Source organism: Fusobacterium perfoetens, from assembly GCF_021531595.1.
GTDB lineage: Bacteria > Fusobacteriota > Fusobacteriia > Fusobacteriales > Fusobacteriaceae > Fusobacterium_B.
Genome location: NZ_JADYUD010000004.1, coordinates 126,075 through 149,386 on the forward strand (window position 1 = coordinate 126,075; position 23,312 = coordinate 149,386).

The following is a 23,312-nucleotide window of genomic DNA, read 5'->3' on the forward strand; positions in this document are numbered from 1 at the left end:
TATTTTATTTTAAAAAATACTGGGGAGATGGTAGAAAGATGAGCCTTGAAAGTGTTAAAAATTATTTTAAAGAAAATAATCTGCCATTAGAAGTGACAGAAACAAAAGAAATTACAGATACTGTTGCAAATGCAGCTAAAGCATTTGGAATAGAGGAAGATGAAATTGCAAAAACTATGGGATTTCAGCTTAAAAATGGTGATTGTATATTAATTCTTACAAAAGGAACTGCAAGAATTGATAATCAAAAATTTAAAGGTTTTTTCCATGAAAAAGCTGTCATGATAAAAGATATTACTGAAGTAACAAGCCATGAACCAGGAGGATTATGTCCTTTTGGGCTTAAAAAGCCTCTTAAGGTTTATCTTGATAAAACTCTTAAAGAATTTGAGATTGTTTATCCTGCTGGAGGAACTCCACATTCTGCTGTAAAAATTTCAGTGGAACTTCTTGAAAAAATTACACAAGGAGAATGGATAGATATTTGCAAATAATTGTAAAATATGTTATACTAAAAAAGACAAATATAGTAGACAATCAAATTTAAACTTTTGTGTTAAATTTATCGTCTTATATACTATAGAAGCAAAGAAAAAAATTTTAAATTTTAGACGGAGGTGCTTTTAATATGAAAAAATGGATATGTGGACCTTGTGGTTATGAATATGATCCAGCTGTAGGAGATCCTGATAACGGAATCGCTCCAGGAACAGCTTTTGAAGATTTACCAGCTGATTGGGTATGCCCATTATGTGGTGTAGGTAAAGAAGAATTTACTGAAGAATAATCTTATAAATAAAAGAAAAAGGTATCATTTAATTGATACCTTTTTTTTATTTTCTATTTTAAATTTTCAAGTTCTCTGCATTTATACATTATAATTCCACAGGCCATTGCAACATTTAAAGATTCTGCTGTTCCATAAATAGGAATTATTACTTTTTCATCAGAGTTATTTACTATATTTTCACCTATTCCACTTCCTTCATTTCCAAAAACAACTGCATTTTTCTCTCCTAGTTTCATTTCTGTATATGGAATACAATCATCACTTAAAATTGTTGAAATTATTTTGTATTCTTTTTCTTTAAGAAAATTTAGAAGTACTTCTTCTTCTATATAGTATAATCTTACATTAAATATTGATCCCATTGTACTTCTTACTGTTTTTTCATTGTAGCAGTCAACACTTCCTTTAGTAAGAACTATATCTCTGTATCCTGCTGCATCTGCTGTTCTTATTATTGTACCTAAATTTCCAGGATCTCCAACTCTGTCAAGAACAATTATATTATCTTCTATCATATTTATATAATTTTCTTCATATCTATATACTAAAATTATACCTTGAGAATTTTCCTGAGAGCTAAGCTGGGAAAAAAGAGTTTGTGAAAGAGTAATAATTATACTTTCAGAAAATTTTTTAATTTTTTCAGATGTTGTCTTATCACATAAAAATCCTTCATCTATTAAAATATATTCAGGAACAGTGTCAAAATCTAAAAATTTTATTCCCTCTGCTATAAATCTTTTTTCTTTATCTCTATATTTTTTAGTTCTATATTTTTTTATCTTTTTAAAAGTATTATTTTCTTTACTATCTATATAAATCATACTTTTTTATCCTCCAGTATATTAAGTGTCTTTAGTTATTATACTATAATTACTATATTTTATCCATATGATTATTTATCTTGACTTAAATTGCCAAATAGAATATCATTTTATTGAGTGATTAATTTTTGGAGGATTTATAAAATAAGATGAAAAAATTTAAGATGAAAAATATGTTAAAAAAATGTTTTATAACTTCTGTTCTTGCTTTTGCATTTATTGGATGTGGAAGTGAAAAAGAAGGAGAAACTGCACCTAAATTAGATTATAGTAATGCAGTGTATATTTACTCATGGGCAGAATATATTCCCCCTGAAGTTTTTGAAAAATTTGAAAAAGAAACAGGAATAAAAGTTATAGAAGATATTTATTCCACAAATGAGGAAATGTTTACAAAATTAAAAGCTGGGGCAGTAGGATATGATATAGTAGTTCCTTCTCCAGATTATGCAGAAATAATGATGAATGAAAATATGCTTGCAAAAATAGATAAAAATAAAATTTCAACATATGAAAATATAGATAAAAGAGTTCTTAAAAAGCTTGAAGGATTTGATAAAGGAAATAACTATGCTGTTCCATACACTATGAGTGCTACAATAATAGCTGTAAATACAGAAAAAGTACCTGACTATCCAAGAGATTACAGTATCTATGACAGAGAGGATCTTAAAGGAAGAATGACACTTCTTGATGATATGAAGGAAGTTCTAATAGCAGGACTTGGAATGGAAGGTTATCCACAGGATACTGACAGTGAAGAGGCAATGAAAAAAGCAGCTGAAAGAATTATAGGCTGGAAAAATAATATTGCAAAATTTGATTCTGAATCTTTTGGAAAAAATTTTGCCAGTGAAGATTTCTGGGTAGTTCAAGGATATGCTGAAAATATATATATGGAACTTTCTGATGAACAGATAGAACATACTGATTTCGTTGTTCCTCAAAAAGGAGGATCAGCTTCAATAGATTCCTTTGTTATTCTTGAATCTTCTAAAAATAAAGAGAATGCACATAAATTTATAGAATTTATCCACAAACCTGAAATTTATGCTCTTGTTGCAGATTATCTAATGCTTCCTTCTATAAATGTTCCTGCTGTAGAGTATATGGAAGAAGAACCTTTGTTCACTCTTGAAGATTTAGATAAAGCTGAACTTTTAAAAGATACAACTCCGACACTTGAACTTCAGAACAAATACTGGGAAGAAATTAAAATGCATAACTGATTTTTCTTGTGTTAAATAAGAGAATAATGTATAATTTTATAGTTAATCATATGTGATATATCGGAGGAAATATGAAATTTTATATAAAAAGAGATACTTTAGCAGAAACTCTTTCTGATTTTACTCTTATACTTAAAGATAATCCTATAAAACCTGTTCTTGCAGGATTAAAAATAGAAGTAAAAGACAGAAAGATTGTATTTATAGGAACAAATCTTGAATCAAGCCTTATAAAAACAGTTGAAGGAGAAATAAAACAAGAAGGAACTGTAATAGTAAAACCTCAACTTATACTGGAATATGTTAAACTTCTTGAAATTGAAGATATAGAAGTATCACTTTCTGAAAACAGCCTAAAAGTTCATCAGGCAGAATTTATTGTTCTTAATGAAGAGGGATATCCAACAGTTAAAGAAATGCTTCCATTAGAAATTACCAAAACAAATAAAGACCTTCTTGTGGGAAGCCTTGAAAAATGTAAATTTTCTGCTCATCCACTTCCAGAAAATTTAGCTCTTAATTGCATAAGAATTCTTTTCAGAAGTGGGTATACAGAATTTGTATCAACAGATTCATACAGACTTACTTATCTTAAGGAAGATATAAGTTGCTCTCTTGAAAAAGAGTTTTCTGTTCCTTTAGAAAGTGTAAATGCTGTTATAAAACTTCTTAAAGATGCTGATTCAGAAATTACAATAGGATTCAGTGATAATATGTTGATTCTTTTATGGAAAGGTTCATATTTTGCTACAAGAACTACTGAACTTCCTTATCCTGATTTCAAAGGAATTTTAAGCTATAATGGCTTTGATAAAACAATGGAATTTAATACAAATGAATTTAAAAGTGCTTTGAAAAAAGTTATTACCGTTGCTAAAACAAGTTTTGAAACAAAATATGGTGCTGTATTTGATTTTAAAAATAAAACTCTTGTAATAAAATCTTATTCAGGAAAAGGAAAAATTACTCAAAAGGTTAATATGCTTAAAGATGGGGAAGATTTTAAAGGCTCTCTTAACACAAAGTTCCTTCTTGAATTCTTAAATAATATTTCAAATAATATAATTATGAGAGGAACAAATGCTTCTTCTATGTTTGAAATTTCTGAATATGGAAACGATAATTATCGTTACATTCTTATGCCATTAGCCTTAAGGTCTTAGCTCACTATAAAAATAAAGCAGAGGGAAAAATCTCTCTGCTTTTTTTAATTCATCTGACCTGTTGCATAGCTGTCTATGATATTTAATGATTCTATATAATTATCAATTCCTTTTTCTCTTTTTACAGATTTATTAATTTTCTTTCTGTTTTTAGAAATATTATCCTTATAGGCATTAAAGAACATTTTTTCATCATCAGTCATCATACTATTAATAAATCCTTGTTTATCCTTAGATTTAAAGTAATTGTAAGCACACATTAAAAGTTCTTCTTCATCTCTTATTTTCATAAAAGATACTGCTGCATTAAAGTTTCTAACATCTGCAAGTTCCATTCTGGTTAATAAAGAGTCTATATCTAAGCCCATTGCTTTAAGATTTTTTTCTCTTACTTCTTTAGGCTCTGTCATCTGTTCTGCAATAGCTGCTGTCTCTGCAGTCTCTTCCATTAATTTTGAAAGTCCTGTTGCTCCAACTACTACTATTTCATCTGGCATACTGTCTGGAGAGCCTGTTATCATTCTTGCCTCTTCTGGTCTTTTTTTCCAAAATGAAAGCCAGTCTATGTCATAAGGTAATTTTCCCTCTAATTGCTCAAGCTCTGCATCTATTTTTTTATCATATTTCCATATATCTTGCTCTGTTTCTGAGAATGTGGTAATTCTGTTAGGTATATTTTTTTGGAATTTTATGTAATCTATTCCTCTTGCAGCTGGTTCAGGTAAGAAAAGGCATAAAGCCCAATCTCCTAAAGCCTCGCCAGATTCTAAATCATCAGCGGTATATGCCCTTTTTGCTCTAGCAAGTGCCATTTCATATGCACTACCTAATACACTTGAACCACCAAAAACAATTCCAGCTCCTGTAACATTTAGCATATTATCAATAACAGCTGTTGTAGCAAAGCTTAACAATCCATCAATAGATGCTAAAGATTCAAATTTCGCCTCTGCTCTTTCATCATCAATACCACCAAAAACTTTACCTTGAGCATATTTAATACCTACACTGTAAATTAAAGCACTTGTAATAGAACTATATAAGAAAGGGAGCTTACAGTTCATATTTACCCCTCTTAACATATTTTTATAATTTATTTTAAAATCTCCAGTATTATAAAAACTTTTTCTTATCATTCCGTCATCGTCTATATATGTCATAAGATTATTAGTAAATCCATCTATCGCTCCTAAGCTATATCTTTTAAACATATAAAGAGTATCTGACAAGAAAGAACCTGTCTCTTTGAAAGTATTGTGTTTTTGATAAGCATTAAATTCTTTTCCCATAACATCAGAGAACTGTTCAAATAGAGATTTTATTCTGTAGTCAACTGAATTTGTTGGCCTTTTACCGCTCCATACAAGTTCCATCAATCCCTCTGAGCCTAGTTCTTTTATCCTATTGTTAAGTATTCCAAAATTTACATCATCAATACCATTATTAGTAAGTATTTTGCTTAATAAAGGACTTTTTGCTGTAGGTAAAATATCTAACATATAGTTTATAGCTGCAAATTCTGCCGAACTTATTCTTTGAATATCTGATATAGGTTGTCCTACTGCTATTTTGCTTGATGAACTATCAATAGCTTTTTGTCCCCATCTAAGAAGATTATTATTTATTCCCTCCACTTCATTATAGACAATAGAATTTGCTAGTTTTTTGTCAATAAATAATTCAGCCCGTCTTCTTATTATTGGGTCTGTTATTCCGTCAAGAGTATTATTTTTTAAATTATCATAGTTTTTAGCAAGTTGGTAAGTAACTTTTATTCCATCAGTAAAATCTTTCATTATATTATATTTTTTATTCCAGCCTAGTCTTCTTGCACCTGCTACAACTCTTAAATTGTTTTGTGGAATTTCTCTTAAGTAGTTAAGATTCCCAAGAAATTTGATAGACATTAAGCCTTTGAAAGCTCTTCTTGACATATTAGAATTTATAGAATTTGCTTTATTATCATACCACATATTAGGTGCTATTCTTCTACTAGCTATATTTTTTTCAAGCATATTATTAATAGCATCTATTGCATATTTTCTGTTTTCATGTGTCAATCCTGTCATTCCAAATTGTTCTCCCACACTAAATTCTCTGCTGTATTTTCCGTTATTTACAGTAAGATTTGCTAGTAATTGATATATTTCATTTGCTCCTGCTTTTTGTTCTGCATTTTCTGAAAGAATATTAGTAATAATTTCATAAGTTTCTCTTTCATTTCCATAAGCTGATTTTATGAAATTATCTACAGGGTCAACTCTATGTGCCTCAATTTTACCATCTTTCATAGTTTCAACTACAGTTTTATTACCCCATTTTTCAGCCATGTAATAAATATTTCTATAATCAGCAGCTTTTTTTATATTTGGATTTTCAAGATTAACATCTCCTGCTCCTATATTTATTTGCTTCCTTGCCTCTACATTAGTTCTAACTAAATCGTTATAAAAAGCATGAGCAACTTCAATAGGATTATCATGAATAGAATAAGTATTTGTATAAACATATCTTCCTCTGTTATCTACTAAATCCTTTAAATTTTTAATTTCTTTAAAATCTTTTTCATAAGTTTTAAAGTTTTTATAAAATTTTTTATAGTTTTTTTCATTTATTTTACCCAATCTTTTTTGCATTCCTGCATATTTATTATATTCTTTACCTTTATATTTTTTTATTATGGCAGCCTCTTTTCCATCATATTCGCTTTGAAGTTTTTTTAATTCTCTTTCAATGTCAGCTTTAGTTCTTCTAATAAATTTATTTTTATGTTTTTCACTTGCTTTTCCGTATTTATCTATACCTTTTTTCAAAGAATTTTTTAAATCTAATTCTTGTTTTGTAAGAGAATCAAATTCTGTTTTTTGTTTTTTCTCAAGTTCAGAAATTTTTCCATTATATTCTTTCTCAATTCCAGAAATTTCATCTTTTAATTTTCTGATAGCTTTTGCATTTTTTCTTTGGATTTTTCTTGCTAGTGGTAATTTATCCAGGTCATATAATTTTACATTTTTCTGAATTTTATTAAGTTCTGCTGTCTCTGCTTTTCTTATCTCAGAAATTTTATTTTTAACTTCTTTTATTTTGGAATCTCTTTCAGTTTTAATTCCTGTTATCTGTTCTCTGTAAGAAGTATTAATTTTTTCTTTTTCAGAAATAATATTTTTATGTTGTTCTTCAAGAGTTAAATCTCTATTTTGTCTGATACCTTTTATCTCATCTTTTAGAACTCTTTTTTCTGTCTGTATAGACTCTTTACCTTTTTTAATATTTTCAGCTTTTTGTTTATAAATTTCTTTTAATTCATCAGTCTCTTTTTTAATACTTGCTGCATTAGTTTCTTTTTCTTTTTTAACATAGTTTTTAACTTTGCTTTTAAGTTTTTTAACCTCTGGTTCAAAATCTCTATAACTTCCTTGACCTTTTTCAATAGTTCTATGAAATTCATCTTTTACAAACCTTAATCCTGCAGCTTGTGCCTCAGCTTCTGTAAGTTCTACTTCATTTCCTATATAATTAGCCATTTTTTTAATTTCTTCAAAATTCATATTTTCATAGGCTTTTCTTACTTTTGCCTGATGTTCATTCTTAGCATAAATCTTTTCGTAAAGGACAGCTTTATCATAATCATCTTCAAGATTTAAACCTTTTCTATAGTCATCAAATTCTTGTTTTAAAAAAGACATTAATTTAAAATCTTTACCATCTGGACTGAAAGTATTCTTTCCATAAAGTCCATCTGCTAATACATTTTTTGGTAGTCCTTGAGAAATTTCATAAATCATGTCTCCTGTAGAACTATTAAAACCTGTAATATCGGAAAGCTGTCTCGCATATTCACCATAGTAAAAATCTAAGGCATTTTCAAAGCCTGTTTCTAAAGGTTTTAAAGCATGAGTTATTTCCATTTCAGTAGAAATAGAACTATTTCTTACTTTTCCATCTTGGTATACCTCTTGCTGATATTTTTTATTCATTCCTGTTACTGACTTTACAAAATTGTGTACATCTTGTTTTATTCCGTAATCTTTATAGCTTGCCTGAGGTTGCCCATATTCTTGTCTTATAGCTACTTGAGACATGGCTTTCATGTCAACAAGTCCCCAGTATCCTCTATCTTTCATAATTTTTGAAAGTTCAGGATTTTCTTCGTTTACCTTTAAGGCTTTTTCAAGAGGTGCTATTTCTGGTGCTTTATTTTTTTTAGGCATAAATTCATCAGGATTGTTTACATCTATTAAATATTTATCTTCAAGTCTTGGTTTTCCATCATAAAACTCAACATCTTTAAAGTTTCCTGATTCATTATAAAGAAAATCATTTCCCATTCCAGCGTATCTTTGTTGCATTTTCATTGTCCCATATGACATTGCAGCATTCATTCCGACATTTGCTAAGTCTTGAAGTTTTAGGTCTGCAAGTGGATTTCTATTTTCATAGAAAGAAGTATCTGCTGTATATTGCATAGCATCTCCTACAAAGTTTACAAAAAAACCACTCATTCCTGATGCTCCAAAAGTTGCATAGTTTATGGCTTGGTTTACAGGGTCAGCAAATCCTCTGTACAGCATTCCACCAACATTAAGTGCTACAGCCTCTATGTTTCCAGCATAATTATAAAGATATTGATTTATCTTATTTTCTGTATCAATATAATCTTCCCTCAGCTGTTCCATGTCAAGCAGCATTTCTTCTCTAGCATTTTCATTCATCGCCCAACCAAATAAAGAATCAGCCATTCTGTATAAAGTTGTTGCTGTTTTATTCATAATTTGATTTGAATGTGCATTCATAACATCCCATGAACCTTCAGGGATGTTATCTGCATAGTATCCAAAAGCACTATTTTCTTTTTTTAATGGCTTATTGTATAAACTTTGCTCTAATTTTTCTAAAGGATTATACTCCATAGATTGATTCTTCTCCAACATTTTCTTCTACCTCACTTTGTTTATTAACTTGTCTTTCATATGGTAACAACTTTGCCTGTTGGTAATTTATAGGCGATACTTTGACATTATATAAAATTGGTAAAATATTATTTTCTATATAGTTCATTTTTTCATCATCATTTAAAATTTTATAAATAGCAGTATTATAATCTGCTTTTGCTGTGGATTGTATTTTTTTATCCATACTTTGTTCTACGAGCCCACTTAAATATGATGCAAGTACTTCTGCTGATTGAGGAGTATTTACATATTTTTTTGAATTTAGAAGTCTTTCAAACCTTTGTCTCCCTTTCCCTAAAAATTTTCCTCCTATAAATTGAACTTTGCTTGTATCAGCTTCTTTTAAAGTATCCCATGTGCTGTAGTACAAAGGATTTTCTTTTCCTTTTATAAGAACTGTAGCATTAAAAAGACCTTTAAAATCTTCTCTTGTGCCTATATCTTTTAACATTGCTATATCATCACCATATTTTCTGAAATTCTCAGTGATATATGGATTAAGTACATTCTCAACCAATGCTTGTGTACTTATTTTTACAGTTCCGTCACCTTTTAAAGCATATATTCCATCTTTTATTTTTTTTGTTCCTACAGCACTTATTACTTGCCCACATACAGAATTATTAACATCAGAAAAACTCGCCATTGTTAATCCATAAGTATTTTTCATGTTTGATGAGTTCTCAAGAGCCATCATTTCTGGTGTAGTTAAATCTTTACCAGTGGTTGCTTTTATCATCTTAAAAGGGTCGTTATCCTCAATAGCCTTCATTATTTCATTATCTTTGTTGTTTTGCTTATTTTGCAAAGCCTCAAGGGCTTTTTGAGTTTTATTTTGAACTGAAAGATTATATAGATTCTTTTCTAAAGCTACATTTATTTTATTGTAACCATTTTCAAGCTTGGCTTTCATATATATTCTGACATTCGCTTGGTCATCTAATTCATAGTTTTTTATAGTGTTATCTATCATTGAATTTATTCTTTCAGGGTTATTTAAGTTTTTTTGAAGTTCTTTTATGGCATTTTTCTTTTCTTCCATAGTAGGATATTTATTCCCATATATAATTTCCTCATTTATCTGTCTCTCTACTATATCCATTTCAATATCAGATATATCTTTTACAAGATTCACAGCTTTACCATATTCATCAAGATAGCCAACTTTAACTAATTCATCATAATCACTTGCAATACTTTTTATCCCATTAACAATAGCTTTTTGATTAGATATATTTTCAAGTTTAATATTTTCTATTTTACTTTCTATAAGGAATTGAGTTTTATCAACTGTTTTCTTAGTTACAGCCTCATTCCTTTTAACAAGCATTTTAGTATATCCCTCTTGGTATTCATTTTTATAATCTTCTAAGAATATTTTTTTATCTTGTGGACTTAAAAACTTAAACTTTTGAATTTCTTCCTCAGCTTGTATTTTAAGATTTTTATAATCTTCTATAAAACTTTTATATTTATCATCATCATTATAAACATCTATCCCCGCATACTTTTGTTCAAAATCTAACTGCTTTCTCCTTAAATTTACTTTAAACATTTCTTGCTCATTTCTAAGATTTAACTCATCTGTTCTCTTAGCAAATTCTTCAATTATATTAAAAGTAGTCTTAAAATCATCACTGAAATTCATTAAATTAAGATTATCTAATGTTATTCCTACAATATTTGCACCTGTTCTTTGATTTGACACACTCTTTTTTAAGTAGTCTTGCATAGCATCCTCCTTAATATTCAAAATCTATTATTCCATTGGTAAAATACTTGTCCTCTTCCTGTTTAAATGCAGTTTCATTATTGGTTGAAGTAGTTCCTGTTGGTTTATATTTCAAATAGCTTTCTATTCCTAAGCCACCTAAAGTTGTAATTCCATTTAATATATTAAATCCAGCTTTTCTGGTAGCCTCTATCTTAGCTTGATTTATACGAGATATGGCACTTCCATAATTAAGGTCAACTTGATATTGCTGACTTGATTTCATAAGTCCTAAATCACTTATATCATTAACTTGGTTGATAACCATACTTGTCATATTATCTGCTATTTCTTTTGAGGCTTTATCTTTTATATCATGTTCAAAACTATCTTTTTCAACATTAGATTTATTTCCTGTATTAATGTTAATATTGGCAAGCATGGTTTCTGCCTCTGTAACTGCATTTAATCTTTGATTTGCATAATCTTTCATTAGGCTTTCCAAATTTTGCTTAAATGCTCTATTAACTTCTTTTTTATTATATTCATACTGCATATTAGCAATATCTCTTTCAGCTCTTGCTATATGCTTTGCTCCTTTTGAGCCACTTATACCTTGCAGGATAGATGAACCAGCACTAATTCCCATTGCAATTTCTAAAAGCATATGCCTACCTCCTAATCACTAGCCACAGAAATTTTAGTATCTATTCCTAAAATCTCTAAAACCTTATCATTTTCATTAGTCAAAATTTTAATAGAATATCCATTTCTTATAACTTCTTGCCTTTCAACTTTATATGTTGAGAACAAGTCATCTTTTGATTTATCATCAAGTGCTTTATTTAAGTCTATGATATAAAAACCTTTTATTGCCATTTTATCTTCATTAAGCATTTTCACAAAAACTCTCTGTATTCTGGAAGAATAATCATTGGAATAACTTCCACCTTTGCTTGTCTGTAAATATGGTGCATTTAATGTCAGTAAGCATTCTCTATAGTTATTATTTGTTTTTTCAAGTAAAGTTCCATCAGCTATAAAATTATCCCTATATCCAAATAATTCATTAGTAGCATCTAAATCAAGAGATGTTCTTCTAAAAGAGTTATAATCAATAGCATCATACAGATAAACTACTTTTTTTAATGAATTAGTAGCAACTAAAACAGTTCTTCCATCTATTATTACTTTTGTAAGTAAAATTATATTTGGTCTTATATCATATTTTTCTGCATCATAAGTTCCATAGCTTTCATATCCGTAAGCATTTGGAATTGGCTGAACACATTTAAGTTCATTGGTTGGTGTAATGTAATAAAAGTTATCTCCTACTAATTCACATTCAGTTGTTGCTGGAACTTCTCCTGCTATAAATACTGAATAACTTGTAGAAGTTAAAACTTTACTGTAACTTACAACATATACACCTTTATCTGTTGCTACATACATAGCATTACCAACTTTTAATTTTAAGATAGTTGGTTTTTGATTTGAAATTGGTGTAGGTGTAAAATAGAACGGGTCATCTTGCTGAGTCCCATTCCTAAAATCAAAAAAGTTATCTTTCTTAGAAAAATAGAAAGCATTGTCAGAAATTATGCATAATCTATCTGACATCACTCCAATGTCAGTAAAATTATTTTTTAAAGTTTTTAATTCTCCATATACAAGGTCTCCACTTATATCTTTAATATTAATACTTGTAAAAAATGGACTTCCGTATACGGAATCAGATGTTTCTCCCTCAAATTTAATAACATTATTCCCTAAAATATAACTTTTTTTATTATCATCCTTACTAAATCTATAAAAAACTCCAAACATTAAATTTTCTGCCGGAGAAGAAATATTATCTTTATCTATAGAGCCTTTATACTGCTTATATACTCTTTCTAGTTTTAAACCTGTTTCATAAAGATATATTCCATCAGATTTACTTTCTAATTTTGGATTTGTATAAGTTGATAATAAAGATACTCTTAATTCACTTCCAACTTTATAAACTTTATAGACATCCATTTTGACATCTTCTTTATCTATAATGGGATACTTCATAAGAGATAAAAAATTACTTGTTCCTATCTGCCCGTTTTCTTTATTAAATTCATAAACTTGTGGTGTAGCTGTGCATATCATTAAGCTGTCTTCAAACATTTTTACATTTATATCTCTGGTTAATTCTTTGCTCAAATTATGCTGCAAACTATATAAGATGTTATAATCTGATTTCCTTACTGTATAAATATGAGTTTTAGTTACTATTATAAAAAAGAAATATCTTGTATCCAGAACTTCTATTATTCCTGTTATATTTAAAGATTTCTCTGCATACTGCTTAGCAATCTTAAGGTTTCCTAGTTCTGTAAGAACAAGATTTCTTATTACCCTTGCAGAGTTCTTATAAATTTCACTTTCTCTAATTCCGGAAAGTCTTTCTCCTGTTTCGCCATATAGAAAAAAGTTATTTCTTACTATTGTATCTGCCATACATCTCTACCCCCACGGATCTTTATCATAACCTTGCTGAACTATAATTTTAAATTTTTCCTTATTTTTCATATTCTCAAAATAACCAAGTTTTTCTTGATAGCCATTAAAAGCTAAGCACATTTCAACACATAAACAAGCTACTAAATAATCGTAAAGATTATCTGGAATTTCTACCGGTTCTATTTCTCTGCAATACTGTATAAATATTTTGTCAGAAGGAGAGTATAAGAACTCTCCCTCTAATCTATATTTTTCATTGGCTCTTATTATATTTAAACAATCTATTGGAAGATTAAATTTATTTTCTCCTAAATCATTTTTTCCAACAGTAGTTAATTTTACAGTAGTAGAGTTAAATAGAAAGGCAGTTTCTTTGGCTATATTTTCTACAATATCATTGAAAGAAGATGAGGCTACTAAGTATTCATCGCTTTTATTATCGTTATATAAATCTATTTTCCCTAATTTTCTGAAAGTAGATTTTATGATTTTGCCTTTATCTATCATAATTACCTCCCGTTTTTAGTAATATGTTCTTTAATAATCTTTAAATCTTCCTGAATTTCTTCTTGTTTTTTAAATATAGTTTTAGTTCTTTCTTCAAGAATAATTTCTATATTTAATCTTTTCTCTGCGAGTATTTCCTGTTGCCTTCCACAATCGTCTTTATCAACTTTTTTATTTAATAGAGAAATCATATATCTATGATAACCAAGGAAAGCACTAACAACAGCCGTTGCTATTTTTATATAAATTTCTGTATTATCTGGCATAACTCCTCCTACTTATCTATCTTTTTATCCATATATTTTTTACCTAAAATAGTTGCTCCAAGAGCCATTACTAAATATGTTAACTCCTCAGGAATAGGTTGTACATAGATAGCTTTACCTGTAAATGCTGAAAAGTAAGGAACAATTATATGCTGATTAATTATAAGGATTGAATAAACATAAAATAAATGTAATATTCCACCTCTTTCAATAAGTCCTGAAAAAGCATTTAATCTTTGTTTTTCAAGGTCAGCCATAATTTCATTTACTTTCCCATCATCAGATAAATGCTTTTTTAATAGTTCAGGTAAAAAATTTTTAATAATATTTAAAATATATTTACTCCCCATGTTATTCCCTCCTAAAGTTCATATTCTGTTTTAATTTCAATGTGAGGTCTATCTATAAATGTTTTCCAATTTTTCCCAAACTCTATTTGACGAGGATACAATTTATTTGCCACTTCTTCAAAAATGGGAATAAGTTTATCAAGATATTTATTTGCCCATGTATAGTCCCCATTTACATAAGGAACAATATCTACAGCCCTTACAATTCCATTTTTATCTGGTATGTGCTTTGAGTTCATCGTTTTAGATACTCCTCTTTGTACATATTCTTTTTGTTTTTCAATAGTTCTTTTACTTTCAAATACTCCGAAGTCGCAAGGCAAATCTAATCTTGCGACCTCACAAACTATGTGGACCAATCTATAATCAACATTATTACAAAGATTTAATTTGCTTGTTCTTCCTAATATAGCTTTCATATTTTATAACTCCTTTATATATTAATATCTTCTTTTTCTTAATGATTGAATTTTATCAAGTATAGCAGAAGCATTTTTCTTTGTAAGTTTTTCTATACCGTCAATTCCAAAGTCAGCTAAAGCTTTCTTCACTATATTTTCTACATCTCTGCTTTTCATTTGGTCGTTAAGATACTCTAATTGTTTTCTAGTTATTTTCTCTTCTGCGCTTACTGAATATTTATATGTATCCAACTCTAAAGAATTTACTAAATATATTTCTATGACCTTCCTGTAATTCTTAAGAAGTTCATTATTAAATTCATTGTTTGAAATTATAAGAAATATATTTTCAATTTTACTTTCTGTGCCATAGGTTACATTTATTTTAAACATAACCTTAGAAAAATTTTCTTTGAAGTCAGATATTTCATAACCTGCATTAGTTATAACCACTCCTGTGTCTTTTAATTTATCTATAATTTTGCTTATAATTAATTCAAAAGTATTATCAGGATTTGTTATATATTTTAAGTTGCTTTTTATATTTTTGAAAATCTCTTCTATGCTATTCAAGGATATACTCCTCTTCTGAAAATTCCATTAACCAGCTAGGTTCATTTTCCCTTACAGCAAATGCTTTAGTTATTTTCTCTCCTGTAGGTTCGTGTGTATTCTCATCAATTACATCTACTTCCATTAATTTAAGAAAACATCTGTATTTATCTACTGTTCCTTCAAGGAAGATTCTTTTTAGTTCTTCGTTTTCTTTAATCTCTATAATATTTCTTGTTCTCTCATTGGTTATTATTATTTTTCTTTCTTTTTCGTCTATTACATACATCTATGTTCACTCTCCTTTTGTTCCCTTCTAAATCAATGTAGTATTTATCTTTAAGGGGCGCTAAATATTTTTGCCTTAATCTGTAACTATCACAGTATTTAAGCCAACCTTTGTATGAATTAATACTTCCGTTCTCTGAATATGTAAGAACATCTTTCTTTTGCAAAGGAATAAGTTTTCTTTTCATTTCTTTCAAAATTCTTTTTCTTAGTAAAGTAAATTCTCCAAAGAATCTATATCCTAAAAAATCTACTCCTCTTACTCTTGCGGGAAAGATTTGATAATTTTCCTTTAATGTTAGATTGAGTTCTTTAGAAATAAACTTCTCAATAGAATCTCTTGCTTTAGATAGATATTCTTTTGAGCCATGAAGTATAACAACATCATCACAAAATCTGTAATAATATCTTATTTTTAATTCTTCTTTGACATAATGGTCTAAAACAGAAAGGTATAAATTTCCTGCCCACTGCGACCATAAGCTCCCTATTGGTTGCCCTTTTGTTCCTAGGCTAAAGATTATTATATTAAGAAGTCTTAATAACTTCTTGTCTTTTATTTTGGTTTTCACAATTTTAAAAAGAATTTCATTGTCTATACTTGGATAGTATTTTTTCATATCCATTTTTAAACAATATTCAGTTCCTGCTTTATCTTTCCATAAAGCTTTTTTGATTCTTTTTACCCCAAAATGAAGTCCTCTTTTTTCTATACTTGCATAGGTATCATATATAAATGATTTTAAAAATCTGTCTTGTATCTGAAGCATTATAGCCCACTGCACAATTCTGTGTGGATAGTACGGAAGAATAAATATCTCTCTTAGTTTTCCTTTATCTTCTTTTAACTTTACTTTGTAATCACTTGAATTTACATAATAAAATTCATTAGCTAGTATGAAGCGCAGATTTTTAAGATAATATTCAGGATTTTCATTAATCATTTTAACTTCTGTATAACTTGCTTTTTCTCTTTTCGCCTTTCTGTGCGCTTCTAATAGATTTTCATAAGATATAATTCTATCATACACATTTCCTAATCTTTTCATTTTTTCCTTTCTTAAATGTCTTATGCTTTATGAATTTTCATTTCTAATTACTAATACATTTTTATTTCGTTATGTTTTGCCAAGAGGCAAGGTCAGTGTCAATTATTTTATTTTTATTTTTTATTTATAAGACTTTAAAGTGAGTGCCAATATTCGCATTCGCATTGGACGCAACATGACTCCAAGCCAAGCACAGCACACCGCAGCGAGAGCCATTGTCCCAATTCCCACTGGAAAGTGTGTGTATTTGTATGTTGCTCAACCACATGACCTATATTTTTTTATGCTCGCTCGCCTGAGCTTTCGCTATTTGCGAGCATAAGACAAGCGAGCGCCAAAATGCGCATTCGCATAGGACGCAACAAGATGCCAACCCAAGCACAGCACACCGCAGCGAGAGCCATCGTCCCAACTCCCACCGGAAAGCGATATATTTTCTTGCCCTGGATTATGACTCCACAACTGGTCGCAATAATATGTTGTTGCACTTCCTTTAAGAGTTTTTGGAAGTACAAGATATTCTGCTCCTTCAATTCTTTCTATTTCACTTATAAAGTTATCTCCTTTATCTACTGTTAAATTTACATTATAGTGTGTCATATTTGCTTTATTAAGATAGTATGCTGGATTGTTAGTTATATAATATCCATCATTTGTTGCAAAGAATCCTGCATCAAATTCCCATATATTTCCTATAAAATCTTCAAGCCCTCTGTAAGATGCATTACCATTTGCATCATCTGCAGATATTCTTCCACTTCTATTACCTAAAGTATTAGTAGTTCCAGTAGCACTAAGTGATGAAGTATTGCTTCTACCTTGTCCGAATAACTCTTGTGAGTTAAGATTTCCAAACTCAACTATGTATAACATGAATTGAACTGACTTCCAAACGAAGTTACCTATTGAATAATCATTAGTTCTTCCTTGTTGTGCATAGTCTATAAAGTTAGCCATAGTTTTACTTACAAGAGGAGATACTCCACTTATAGAACGAAGTACACCATCTTTTAAACTTGCTTTATATGCCCCTTGGTATCTTACATCATAATAAGTTTTCCCATCAGGTTTTAAGAAATAAGGATGTGGCTTAATTCCTAAAGCTATTTTCTTAGTAGGATTTTCATAAGAGAATATCCTGTATCTTATTCCTTGTGGCACATATTTAACCTCAGAATAAAACTTAGGTATTCTTACCATTACATCTCCATCTGTTCCTGTAAGGTTAGCAGTTCCACCACCTTTTTTCTTAGTACTGTCATTAAAATCACATTCATACTGTTCTACTCCGTTTTTAAGAAGAACTCTTCCAATCTTAGAGTAAGGGAAATAATTATCTACTGTACTGAAATACTGTTGTTCAGTTCCTTTTTGTGGAATAGTGTAAAAAGATACTCCTTCTTCTTTAGGGAATATAATCTCCCAGCCGTCCTTTTGTTTTGTGTAGTACATTTTGTCTTCTATTCTGTATACTTTCTTAAACATCATTATAGAACGAGGGTCAGACATTTCAGGATTTATTGTTTCAAATACATAGCAAGGTTCATGCCCTTTAACCATTACTACATCTCCTATATTGTAAGAAGTGCTTTCGTTGTATTCTCCTTTGTAATTTGATGAAAATATAAAAAACTCTTCATTTTTTTTAGTTAAATCATTTAAGTTTTTTTCAATCTTTTCAGCAGTGTCATTGCTTGTTGTAACATTACCCTTGCTTAATTTGTCACTTTTTAAGTTTACTATCTTATCTTCTATTTTCTTTGCTGTATCATATTCAGGAGATACTGTGCCTTTATTTAATTTGTTGCTTTCTAAAACAGTTATATTTTGTTTATTAGTAGCATTATCACTTTCTAAATCATCAACTCTTGTAGCAAGTCCACCACCAGCTCCAACTATGATTTCAAGTTGTTTTTCTCCTTCTGCTGTAACTCTTTTTATCTCATTACCTGTATGAGTTGTTATCTCTGTTTTTTTACTACTTACATGACTATCAATATCAGGCTTACTGACAGTTTTCACATAATCATCTATACTTGGTTTGCTTGTCCCTGCAATATATTTATCAATTTCAGGTTTGCTCACTGTATCAACATAACTTTTTATACTTGGTTTAGTTGTAACCTCAATATAATTATTAATAGATGGTTTAGTAGTATTTTCAACATATGTATCAATAGTTTTCTTAGAAGTCTTTTCTACATAATCATCAATCAATGCCTTCTTCTCTCTTTCTAATCCATCAGCAAAAGCTTGTAGGTCATTCTTTAATTCAACCGTTTTGTCAGCAAGTTGTTTTAAAGATGCTGTTGTTTGTTGACTTAGCTTATTAGACATATCATTGTAGTCTATCATAAGTAGAGCTTTTATTTCTTTATATAAAGTATCAATCATCTGTTGGAATTTCACATATAAATCACTAATTGGTAATGCTCTTATTTCTCCTTGCTCATCCATATACCAAGTAGTTAAAGGTTCTAATTGAGATAAAACTTTAGTCATTTGTAATGTATCAGCTATCATTCCTGTAGACTTTAAATAATTAAATAGTTTTGTAGTATCTTCTACAAGTTCATTGTACTTTGTAGTTAGAACACTTATTTCTGGGAAATCTTCAAAATATGTTGAAGAAATTTGCGAATAGATATAGACTATCTGAAATTGTGATACTTGCTGCAGAATTGTCTCATCAGTAATTTCAAGATAATTATTTCCAGATTCATTTATGAATTTATAACTTCCTTTAGGAATAACCTTGAATTTCCCCTCTTCCTCTCTCCAAAAAGGAACAGCAATAGATTGTGTAATCCCATTTATTTCATATTTGGTTGTTCCTTGTTTGTGATTGAACTCTCTTACTATTTCTACAAGTTTCCCATTTTTATAATCTTCGTTTGCCATTTATTCCTCCTATAAAAAATAGAGGAAAGAGGTAAAACCTCAATCCTCTTTAATTTATCTCTATTTAAGATACAACAGCTGTTGAAATCTTTGTAATAACATGAGCCTCTGCTACTTCTGCTCCTACAGATTTATATGTTTGTAAGTGCCATCTCATAGCATCTGTTGGATGGAATTCTGCATCTACTCTCATAGAACCTTCCCATTCAGCAAAACATACAGAGTTTGATGGCATTAAATACATTGTATGATTTTCTCCACCAATATTAGTATCTCCATCAACTATACAAACCTCTGCTCTATAGAATGTAGTTGGTTCTCCGTTAGTTCCTCCACCGAATACGGCTCCGTAATCAGCACTTAATACATAATCTGATGTAGATAATGTTGCCCAGTCATCAGAAGAAATAACTAAAGCTAATCCAGAATGTCCATCTGGTGTTTTTTTAGCTAGTGCTAATGCCTTTCTGATTTCAGTTATTACTTTTTTAACATCAGCTTTTTCAGAATATCCAGCAACTTGAACTCCTTTACATTGAGTTCCATATGGTGTAGGTGTTGCCTTTGGAGATAGTGCTGCCATTTTAGCTATAATTTTTCCAACTTCTTTTAATTGTGTAGCATTTCCTAAACTTCTTACATATGTATTTTTTACATCTATCTTAGTTTTTTTCATATCTGCATAAGATACTTTATTTTGTGCGGATATTTCTCCTATACTAACTTTAATAGCCACCATGTCTCCAGCATCTGTTGGGTCTGCATTATACATTGATGCCACTCCATCTTGTGCTTTTGATGGTTTAATTCTGTTAAATGTAACACTTTCTCCACCTTCTGCTACTTGCTTTTCACAGAATTTTTTTAAAGGTGATTCTGTTATTTCTGACATATAAGCTAAAACTGCTGTTCTAAATAATTGTCCTTTGTTTATAGTTGCCATTTTTATTCCTCCTATTTATTGATAGCTTTTAAAATAATATCCAATCCCGCTTTATCTTGTGTTTCTGCTCTTAAATTTTTGATGAATTCCTTATCAGCTTTTCCATAAGTTAATGCCTCAAGCAATTTGTCTTGTGCTTGTTCTAGTGTTAAACTTGCTATTGGTAAGGTTTCTCTTTGTTCCTTAAAACTATTAACATTTTTTCCAGATAAAGAGTGTGTATAAGCCTTATTTAGTAATTTAACTATATAAGGATTTCCCATTATTTCTTTATAAGCTGACTGCATTTTAGGGTCATCTTTAATTAAATCTTTAACATAACCACCGATAGCCTTATAATTTTTCTTTTCCTGTACGGTTAAGATTTCTGATAACTCTTTTTCAATATCTTTCTTAGTTCTCTCTTCTTCCTTAGTTAGATTTCCAAATTCCTCATCTAATAAAAATTCAATCTGCTCTTGGTTAAAGCCTTTTCCAGAAAGTTTTTCAGCTAAATTTTCAAAATTATTTCTGATAGTCTCGTTTGTTAAATCAATTCTATCTTTATATTTTGTTAAATCAAAGCCACCTATTTTATAAAGGTCATCAGTTTCTAAATCTAATTCATCAGGATTGAATTCTTGATTTTCTTCCTGTTGTTCTTCCTCTTGATGTTCCTCAGAATTTTCTTCCGGTACTTCTTCAAGTTCATTATCTACAACAGTATCATCAATCTGTTCATTCGTTTCTGTAGTTTCTTCAATAATTTCTGTTATCTCTTCTGCCATAATTATTCACCTCCCTTTTTAATCATTTTATTTCTGGTAAATGCTAAATCTGTTTTAAGTTTCATTATGAGATCCCTTCTTTCAGGATATTTCTTTTTTAATATGAACTCTTTTTCTCTATCAGCATAATCTGCTAAAATACATCTCTCTATTAACTCAAATATGTCTTTATCTGCAGCGAACTTGATTAATAATTTTTCATATTCTGGTGTCTGTCGTTCTAACATTCTATCCTCCTATTAATTGCTCAATTTGAGGATTTAGAGCCTCATTATTTATATTTCCTAATGCTTGCATTTTCTGAATTTGCTCTGCTTGTGTTATGCCTTGATTAATAGTTTCTTTTTCAGGTACCACACTAAGATTAACAAGCATTTTTTCAGCACTCCATCTTGTGAACTCTGGAATATTTAAAAGATTTTTCTTTAATTCTTCTCCTACAAGTCTAGCATTTAAAGAATACCAATTTACAGTATTCATTACTTCTTCATATCCGGCTGACTTAGTAAGTTCATTTACATATGTTATCTGGCTTACATCTAAATCTTCATCTTTTATGGATATGATTCCTCTTTCAACTAATATTAAATAGGCATCCATAAAAGTTACTGATAATAATTCTGTATTTAATAGCTCATAAGTTCCCGAAAATTCTTTCCGGAACATTTCATGCCGTAAACTCATTTCAGTAGCACTTCTATTTTTAGTATCTCCAACATCTCCAAGAGGCTGTGCCATGAAAACTTCTCTTATCCTTTGCCTGCAGTCTTGAATATCTTGGTCAACAGGTATAAGATTAGTTCCCAAACCTATAGGTTCTATTCCCATATTGTCATCTGGGCTGTTCCCATACCCTAAAGGATTTACTGCTCCGGGGCTTAAATCTACTTTATACATTAAGTCAAGATTTCCTCTAAATCCTACAGGTGGAGTGACAATAACTTTAGAATGGTCTTTTCTTAGGTTTTTGTATTCTTCCAAATCTTCAAACAGTTCTACATTTTCTGCTCCTATTCCAAGTCCCCATGGATTAGAGTTTATAATACTCCATCTAAAAACACGGAATGGATGGAAATTTAAAAATTCTTCTGCATAAATTTCATCATATTTTTCATCAGATATAATGTGGTGATACACTGTTTCTGATTTTTCCTCATCAAACTCTGGTATTACAGTTTCAAGAATATTTCTCTTTTCAGAAATATCTTCTTCATCTGTAAGTTCTGGTATATTAAATCCATTCATATATCCAAACATATCCTTTAACTGTTCAAGTGTTTTTTCTGGATATACTTTAAATGTTAATGTAGGCTTTCCAAAACTATCTTCCAATGTATAAAAGTTATCCGGAGAAATATATTCATATGTGAATGGCTTTGTCGCTGATTTTAATAAAACAGTTTTTCTTATTCCTGTACCTACATTTTCACAATCTCTCATAGCTTTTGCAGTTTCTACATACATATTTGAATTATTTATATATTTACAAACAGTTTCACTATTTCTCTGCATTGATTTATTTGATTCACTGATAGCTTGTTCTGATGATTCCTTATCTACATCATATTTACTAGCATATGCCAGAGGATTTATTTCTAATACTCCCCATGTCCCGTTTCTTGAGAAAAGAGAAGACATTATAAAATTATTTAGAAATCTCATAGAAGTTAATATTGTTGAATCTATCTTTCTTTTTTCATGTTTTTCTCTTTTTCCACTGTCTGAAATTTTAAAAAGCGGATCTGTTAATTCATAGGTTTTATTATATAAAGTCTTAATATCATCTTTATAATCTTTGGCAAGTGTAAATAATTGTCTTAATTTTTCTGTATTCATTATTTTCTCAGCCCCGTTCTAAAAGCTTTTTTTAATTTGTCTTCTTCGTCATCATCAATAACTTTAGTAGATTGTGAAAAATCAACATTTGTTACAGGCTTATTTTTTTCTTCTTGGATTTGACTGGCTTGATTTAGTCCCTCTGTATCCTGTTTAACTTGCTTTGCAAATTCTTCTTCTCTTTTTCTTGTTTCTTCTTGTTGTCTAAGTCTTTCCTCTGCCTCTCTTCTGGCTCTCTCAGCTTCTTTTTTCTGATCTTTTCCTGTTATTTTATTTACAAATCCTCCCAT

Annotated in this window: 22 protein-coding genes; 4 read left to right on the forward strand and 18 right to left on the reverse strand. The window is 29.6% G+C overall.

Translation table 11 applies throughout. The annotated features are described in order from the left end of the window. Window positions 1-38 precede the first annotated feature (38 nt). Both I6E17_RS03505 and rd read left to right on the forward strand, forming a co-directional pair. Window positions 39-494, forward strand: coding sequence for a YbaK/EbsC family protein (locus tag I6E17_RS03505; protein WP_235235596.1), 456 nt, complete (start codon window positions 39-41; stop codon window positions 492-494). A gap of 134 nt (window positions 495-628) precedes the next feature. Continuing rightward, entirely contained in the window at window positions 629-787 is a 159-nt protein-coding gene (rd, locus tag I6E17_RS03510; RefSeq protein ID WP_235235598.1) for a rubredoxin, read from the forward strand. 53 nt (window positions 788-840) lie between these two features. On the opposite strand, the gene I6E17_RS03515 is transcribed toward rd, so the two are convergent. Then, the gene (locus tag I6E17_RS03515) at window positions 841-1,614 is read right to left on the reverse strand and encodes a TrmH family RNA methyltransferase (RefSeq protein WP_235235600.1); all 774 of its coding nucleotides are present in this window, start codon (window positions 1,612-1,614) and stop codon (window positions 841-843) included. 149 nt (window positions 1,615-1,763) lie between these two features. Here I6E17_RS03515 and I6E17_RS03520 point away from each other — a divergent pair, with 149 nt between their 5' ends. Both I6E17_RS03520 and dnaN read left to right on the forward strand, forming a co-directional pair. Next, entirely contained in the window at window positions 1,764-2,843 is a 1,080-nt protein-coding gene (locus tag I6E17_RS03520; RefSeq protein WP_235235602.1) for an extracellular solute-binding protein, read from the forward strand. Window positions 2,844-2,914: 71 nt separating this feature from the next. Continuing rightward, a complete protein-coding gene (gene dnaN, locus I6E17_RS03525; RefSeq protein ID WP_235235604.1) occupies window positions 2,915-4,006 on the forward strand; it encodes a DNA polymerase III subunit beta in 1,092 nt (363 codons plus the stop codon). 44 nt (window positions 4,007-4,050) lie between these two features. Here dnaN and I6E17_RS03530 read toward each other — a convergent pair whose 3' ends face one another. From I6E17_RS03530 to I6E17_RS03610, 17 genes are all read right to left on the reverse strand, one after another. Beyond that, window positions 4,051-8,937, reverse strand: a complete 4,887-nt coding sequence (locus I6E17_RS03530; RefSeq protein ID WP_235235606.1) for a hypothetical protein — start codon at window positions 8,935-8,937, stop codon at window positions 4,051-4,053. Further along, a complete protein-coding gene (locus I6E17_RS03535; RefSeq protein WP_235235608.1) occupies window positions 8,906-10,690 on the reverse strand; it encodes a hypothetical protein in 1,785 nt (594 codons plus the stop codon). Before I6E17_RS03535 ends, I6E17_RS03530 begins: the two co-directional genes overlap by 32 nt. Window positions 10,691-10,700: 10 nt before the next feature. Further along, on the reverse strand, window positions 10,701-11,336 hold the full coding sequence (locus I6E17_RS03540) for a hypothetical protein (protein WP_235235610.1): 636 nt from the start codon (window positions 11,334-11,336) through the stop codon (window positions 10,701-10,703). 11 nt (window positions 11,337-11,347) lie between these two features. After that, window positions 11,348-13,159, reverse strand: a complete 1,812-nt coding sequence (locus I6E17_RS03545; protein ID WP_235235612.1) for a hypothetical protein — start codon at window positions 13,157-13,159, stop codon at window positions 11,348-11,350. Between the two features lie 6 nt (window positions 13,160-13,165). Further along, window positions 13,166-13,669, reverse strand: a complete 504-nt coding sequence (locus tag I6E17_RS03550; protein WP_235235614.1) for a hypothetical protein — start codon at window positions 13,667-13,669, stop codon at window positions 13,166-13,168. Window positions 13,670-13,671: 2 nt separating this feature from the next. Further along, the gene (locus I6E17_RS03555) at window positions 13,672-13,935 is read right to left on the reverse strand and encodes a hypothetical protein (protein WP_235235616.1); all 264 of its coding nucleotides are present in this window, start codon (window positions 13,933-13,935) and stop codon (window positions 13,672-13,674) included. 8 nt (window positions 13,936-13,943) lie between these two features. Continuing rightward, on the reverse strand, window positions 13,944-14,285 hold the full coding sequence (locus tag I6E17_RS03560; RefSeq protein ID WP_235235618.1) for a hypothetical protein: 342 nt from the start codon (window positions 14,283-14,285) through the stop codon (window positions 13,944-13,946). Window positions 14,286-14,296: 11 nt separating this feature from the next. After that, on the reverse strand, window positions 14,297-14,704 hold the full coding sequence (locus I6E17_RS03565) for a M15 family metallopeptidase (protein ID WP_235235620.1): 408 nt from the start codon (window positions 14,702-14,704) through the stop codon (window positions 14,297-14,299). A gap of 21 nt (window positions 14,705-14,725) precedes the next feature. After that, window positions 14,726-15,259, reverse strand: a complete 534-nt coding sequence (locus tag I6E17_RS03570) for a hypothetical protein (protein ID WP_235235622.1) — start codon at window positions 15,257-15,259, stop codon at window positions 14,726-14,728. Continuing rightward, on the reverse strand, window positions 15,252-15,527 hold the full coding sequence (locus I6E17_RS03575; protein ID WP_235235624.1) for a hypothetical protein: 276 nt from the start codon (window positions 15,525-15,527) through the stop codon (window positions 15,252-15,254). Before I6E17_RS03575 ends, I6E17_RS03570 begins: the two co-directional genes overlap by 8 nt. Continuing rightward, a complete protein-coding gene (locus I6E17_RS03580; RefSeq protein WP_235235626.1) occupies window positions 15,481-16,575 on the reverse strand; it encodes an RNA-directed DNA polymerase in 1,095 nt (364 codons plus the stop codon). The genes I6E17_RS03575 and I6E17_RS03580 overlap by 47 nt, the downstream gene beginning before the upstream one ends. Before the next feature lie 306 nt (window positions 16,576-16,881). Further along, complete coding sequence (locus I6E17_RS03585) at window positions 16,882-19,476, reverse strand: hypothetical protein (protein ID WP_235235628.1); 2,595 nt, start codon at window positions 19,474-19,476, stop codon at window positions 16,882-16,884. A 64-nt stretch (window positions 19,477-19,540) separates the two neighbouring features. Next, window positions 19,541-20,419: a hypothetical protein gene (locus tag I6E17_RS03590; RefSeq protein ID WP_235235630.1), complete on the reverse strand. Its 879-nt coding sequence runs from the start codon at window positions 20,417-20,419 to the stop codon at window positions 19,541-19,543. A gap of 11 nt (window positions 20,420-20,430) precedes the next feature. Continuing rightward, window positions 20,431-21,186, reverse strand: a complete 756-nt coding sequence (locus tag I6E17_RS03595; RefSeq protein WP_235235632.1) for a hypothetical protein — start codon at window positions 21,184-21,186, stop codon at window positions 20,431-20,433. A gap of 2 nt (window positions 21,187-21,188) precedes the next feature. Continuing rightward, a complete protein-coding gene (locus I6E17_RS03600; RefSeq protein ID WP_235235635.1) occupies window positions 21,189-21,413 on the reverse strand; it encodes a hypothetical protein in 225 nt (74 codons plus the stop codon). A gap of 1 nt (window position 21,414) precedes the next feature. Further along, the gene (locus I6E17_RS03605; RefSeq protein WP_235235636.1) at window positions 21,415-23,022 is read right to left on the reverse strand and encodes a portal protein; all 1,608 of its coding nucleotides are present in this window, start codon (window positions 23,020-23,022) and stop codon (window positions 21,415-21,417) included. Continuing rightward, window positions 23,022-23,312, reverse strand: coding sequence for a hypothetical protein (locus I6E17_RS03610; RefSeq protein ID WP_235235638.1), 291 nt, complete (start codon window positions 23,310-23,312; stop codon window positions 23,022-23,024). Before I6E17_RS03610 ends, I6E17_RS03605 begins: the two co-directional genes overlap by 1 nt.

Coding starts and splice junctions, on each gene's coding strand:
- I6E17_RS03505 (WP_235235596.1), top strand. CDS start 39: ATGAGCCTTGAAAGTGTTAAAAATTATTTTAAAGAAAATAATCTGCCA.
- rd (WP_235235598.1), top strand. CDS start 629: ATGAAAAAATGGATATGTGGACCTTGTGGTTATGAATATGATCCAGCT.
- I6E17_RS03515 (WP_235235600.1), bottom strand. CDS start 1,614: ATGATTTATATAGATAGTAAAGAAAATAATACTTTTAAAAAGATAAAA.
- I6E17_RS03520 (WP_235235602.1), top strand. CDS start 1,764: ATGAAAAAATTTAAGATGAAAAATATGTTAAAAAAATGTTTTATAACT.
- dnaN (WP_235235604.1), top strand. CDS start 2,915: ATGAAATTTTATATAAAAAGAGATACTTTAGCAGAAACTCTTTCTGAT.
- I6E17_RS03530 (WP_235235606.1), bottom strand. CDS start 8,937: ATGTTGGAGAAGAATCAATCTATGGAGTATAATCCTTTAGAAAAATTA.
- I6E17_RS03535 (WP_235235608.1), bottom strand. CDS start 10,690: ATGCAAGACTACTTAAAAAAGAGTGTGTCAAATCAAAGAACAGGTGCA.
- I6E17_RS03540 (WP_235235610.1), bottom strand. CDS start 11,336: ATGCTTTTAGAAATTGCAATGGGAATTAGTGCTGGTTCATCTATCCTG.
- I6E17_RS03545 (WP_235235612.1), bottom strand. CDS start 13,159: ATGGCAGATACAATAGTAAGAAATAACTTTTTTCTATATGGCGAAACA.
- I6E17_RS03550 (WP_235235614.1), bottom strand. CDS start 13,669: ATGATAGATAAAGGCAAAATCATAAAATCTACTTTCAGAAAATTAGGG.
- I6E17_RS03555 (WP_235235616.1), bottom strand. CDS start 13,935: ATGCCAGATAATACAGAAATTTATATAAAAATAGCAACGGCTGTTGTT.
- I6E17_RS03560 (WP_235235618.1), bottom strand. CDS start 14,285: ATGGGGAGTAAATATATTTTAAATATTATTAAAAATTTTTTACCTGAA.
- I6E17_RS03565 (WP_235235620.1), bottom strand. CDS start 14,704: ATGAAAGCTATATTAGGAAGAACAAGCAAATTAAATCTTTGTAATAAT.
- I6E17_RS03575 (WP_235235624.1), bottom strand. CDS start 15,527: ATGTATGTAATAGACGAAAAAGAAAGAAAAATAATAATAACCAATGAG.
- I6E17_RS03580 (WP_235235626.1), bottom strand. CDS start 16,575: ATGAAAAGATTAGGAAATGTGTATGATAGAATTATATCTTATGAAAAT.
- I6E17_RS03585 (WP_235235628.1), bottom strand. CDS start 19,476: ATGGCAAACGAAGATTATAAAAATGGGAAACTTGTAGAAATAGTAAGA.
- I6E17_RS03590 (WP_235235630.1), bottom strand. CDS start 20,419: ATGGCAACTATAAACAAAGGACAATTATTTAGAACAGCAGTTTTAGCT.
- I6E17_RS03595 (WP_235235632.1), bottom strand. CDS start 21,186: ATGGCAGAAGAGATAACAGAAATTATTGAAGAAACTACAGAAACGAAT.
- I6E17_RS03600 (WP_235235635.1), bottom strand. CDS start 21,413: ATGTTAGAACGACAGACACCAGAATATGAAAAATTATTAATCAAGTTC.
- I6E17_RS03605 (WP_235235636.1), bottom strand. CDS start 23,022: ATGAATACAGAAAAATTAAGACAATTATTTACACTTGCCAAAGATTAT.
- I6E17_RS03610 (WP_235235638.1), bottom strand. CDS start 23,312: ATGGGAGGATTTGTAAATAAAATAACAGGAAAAGATCAGAAAAAAGAA.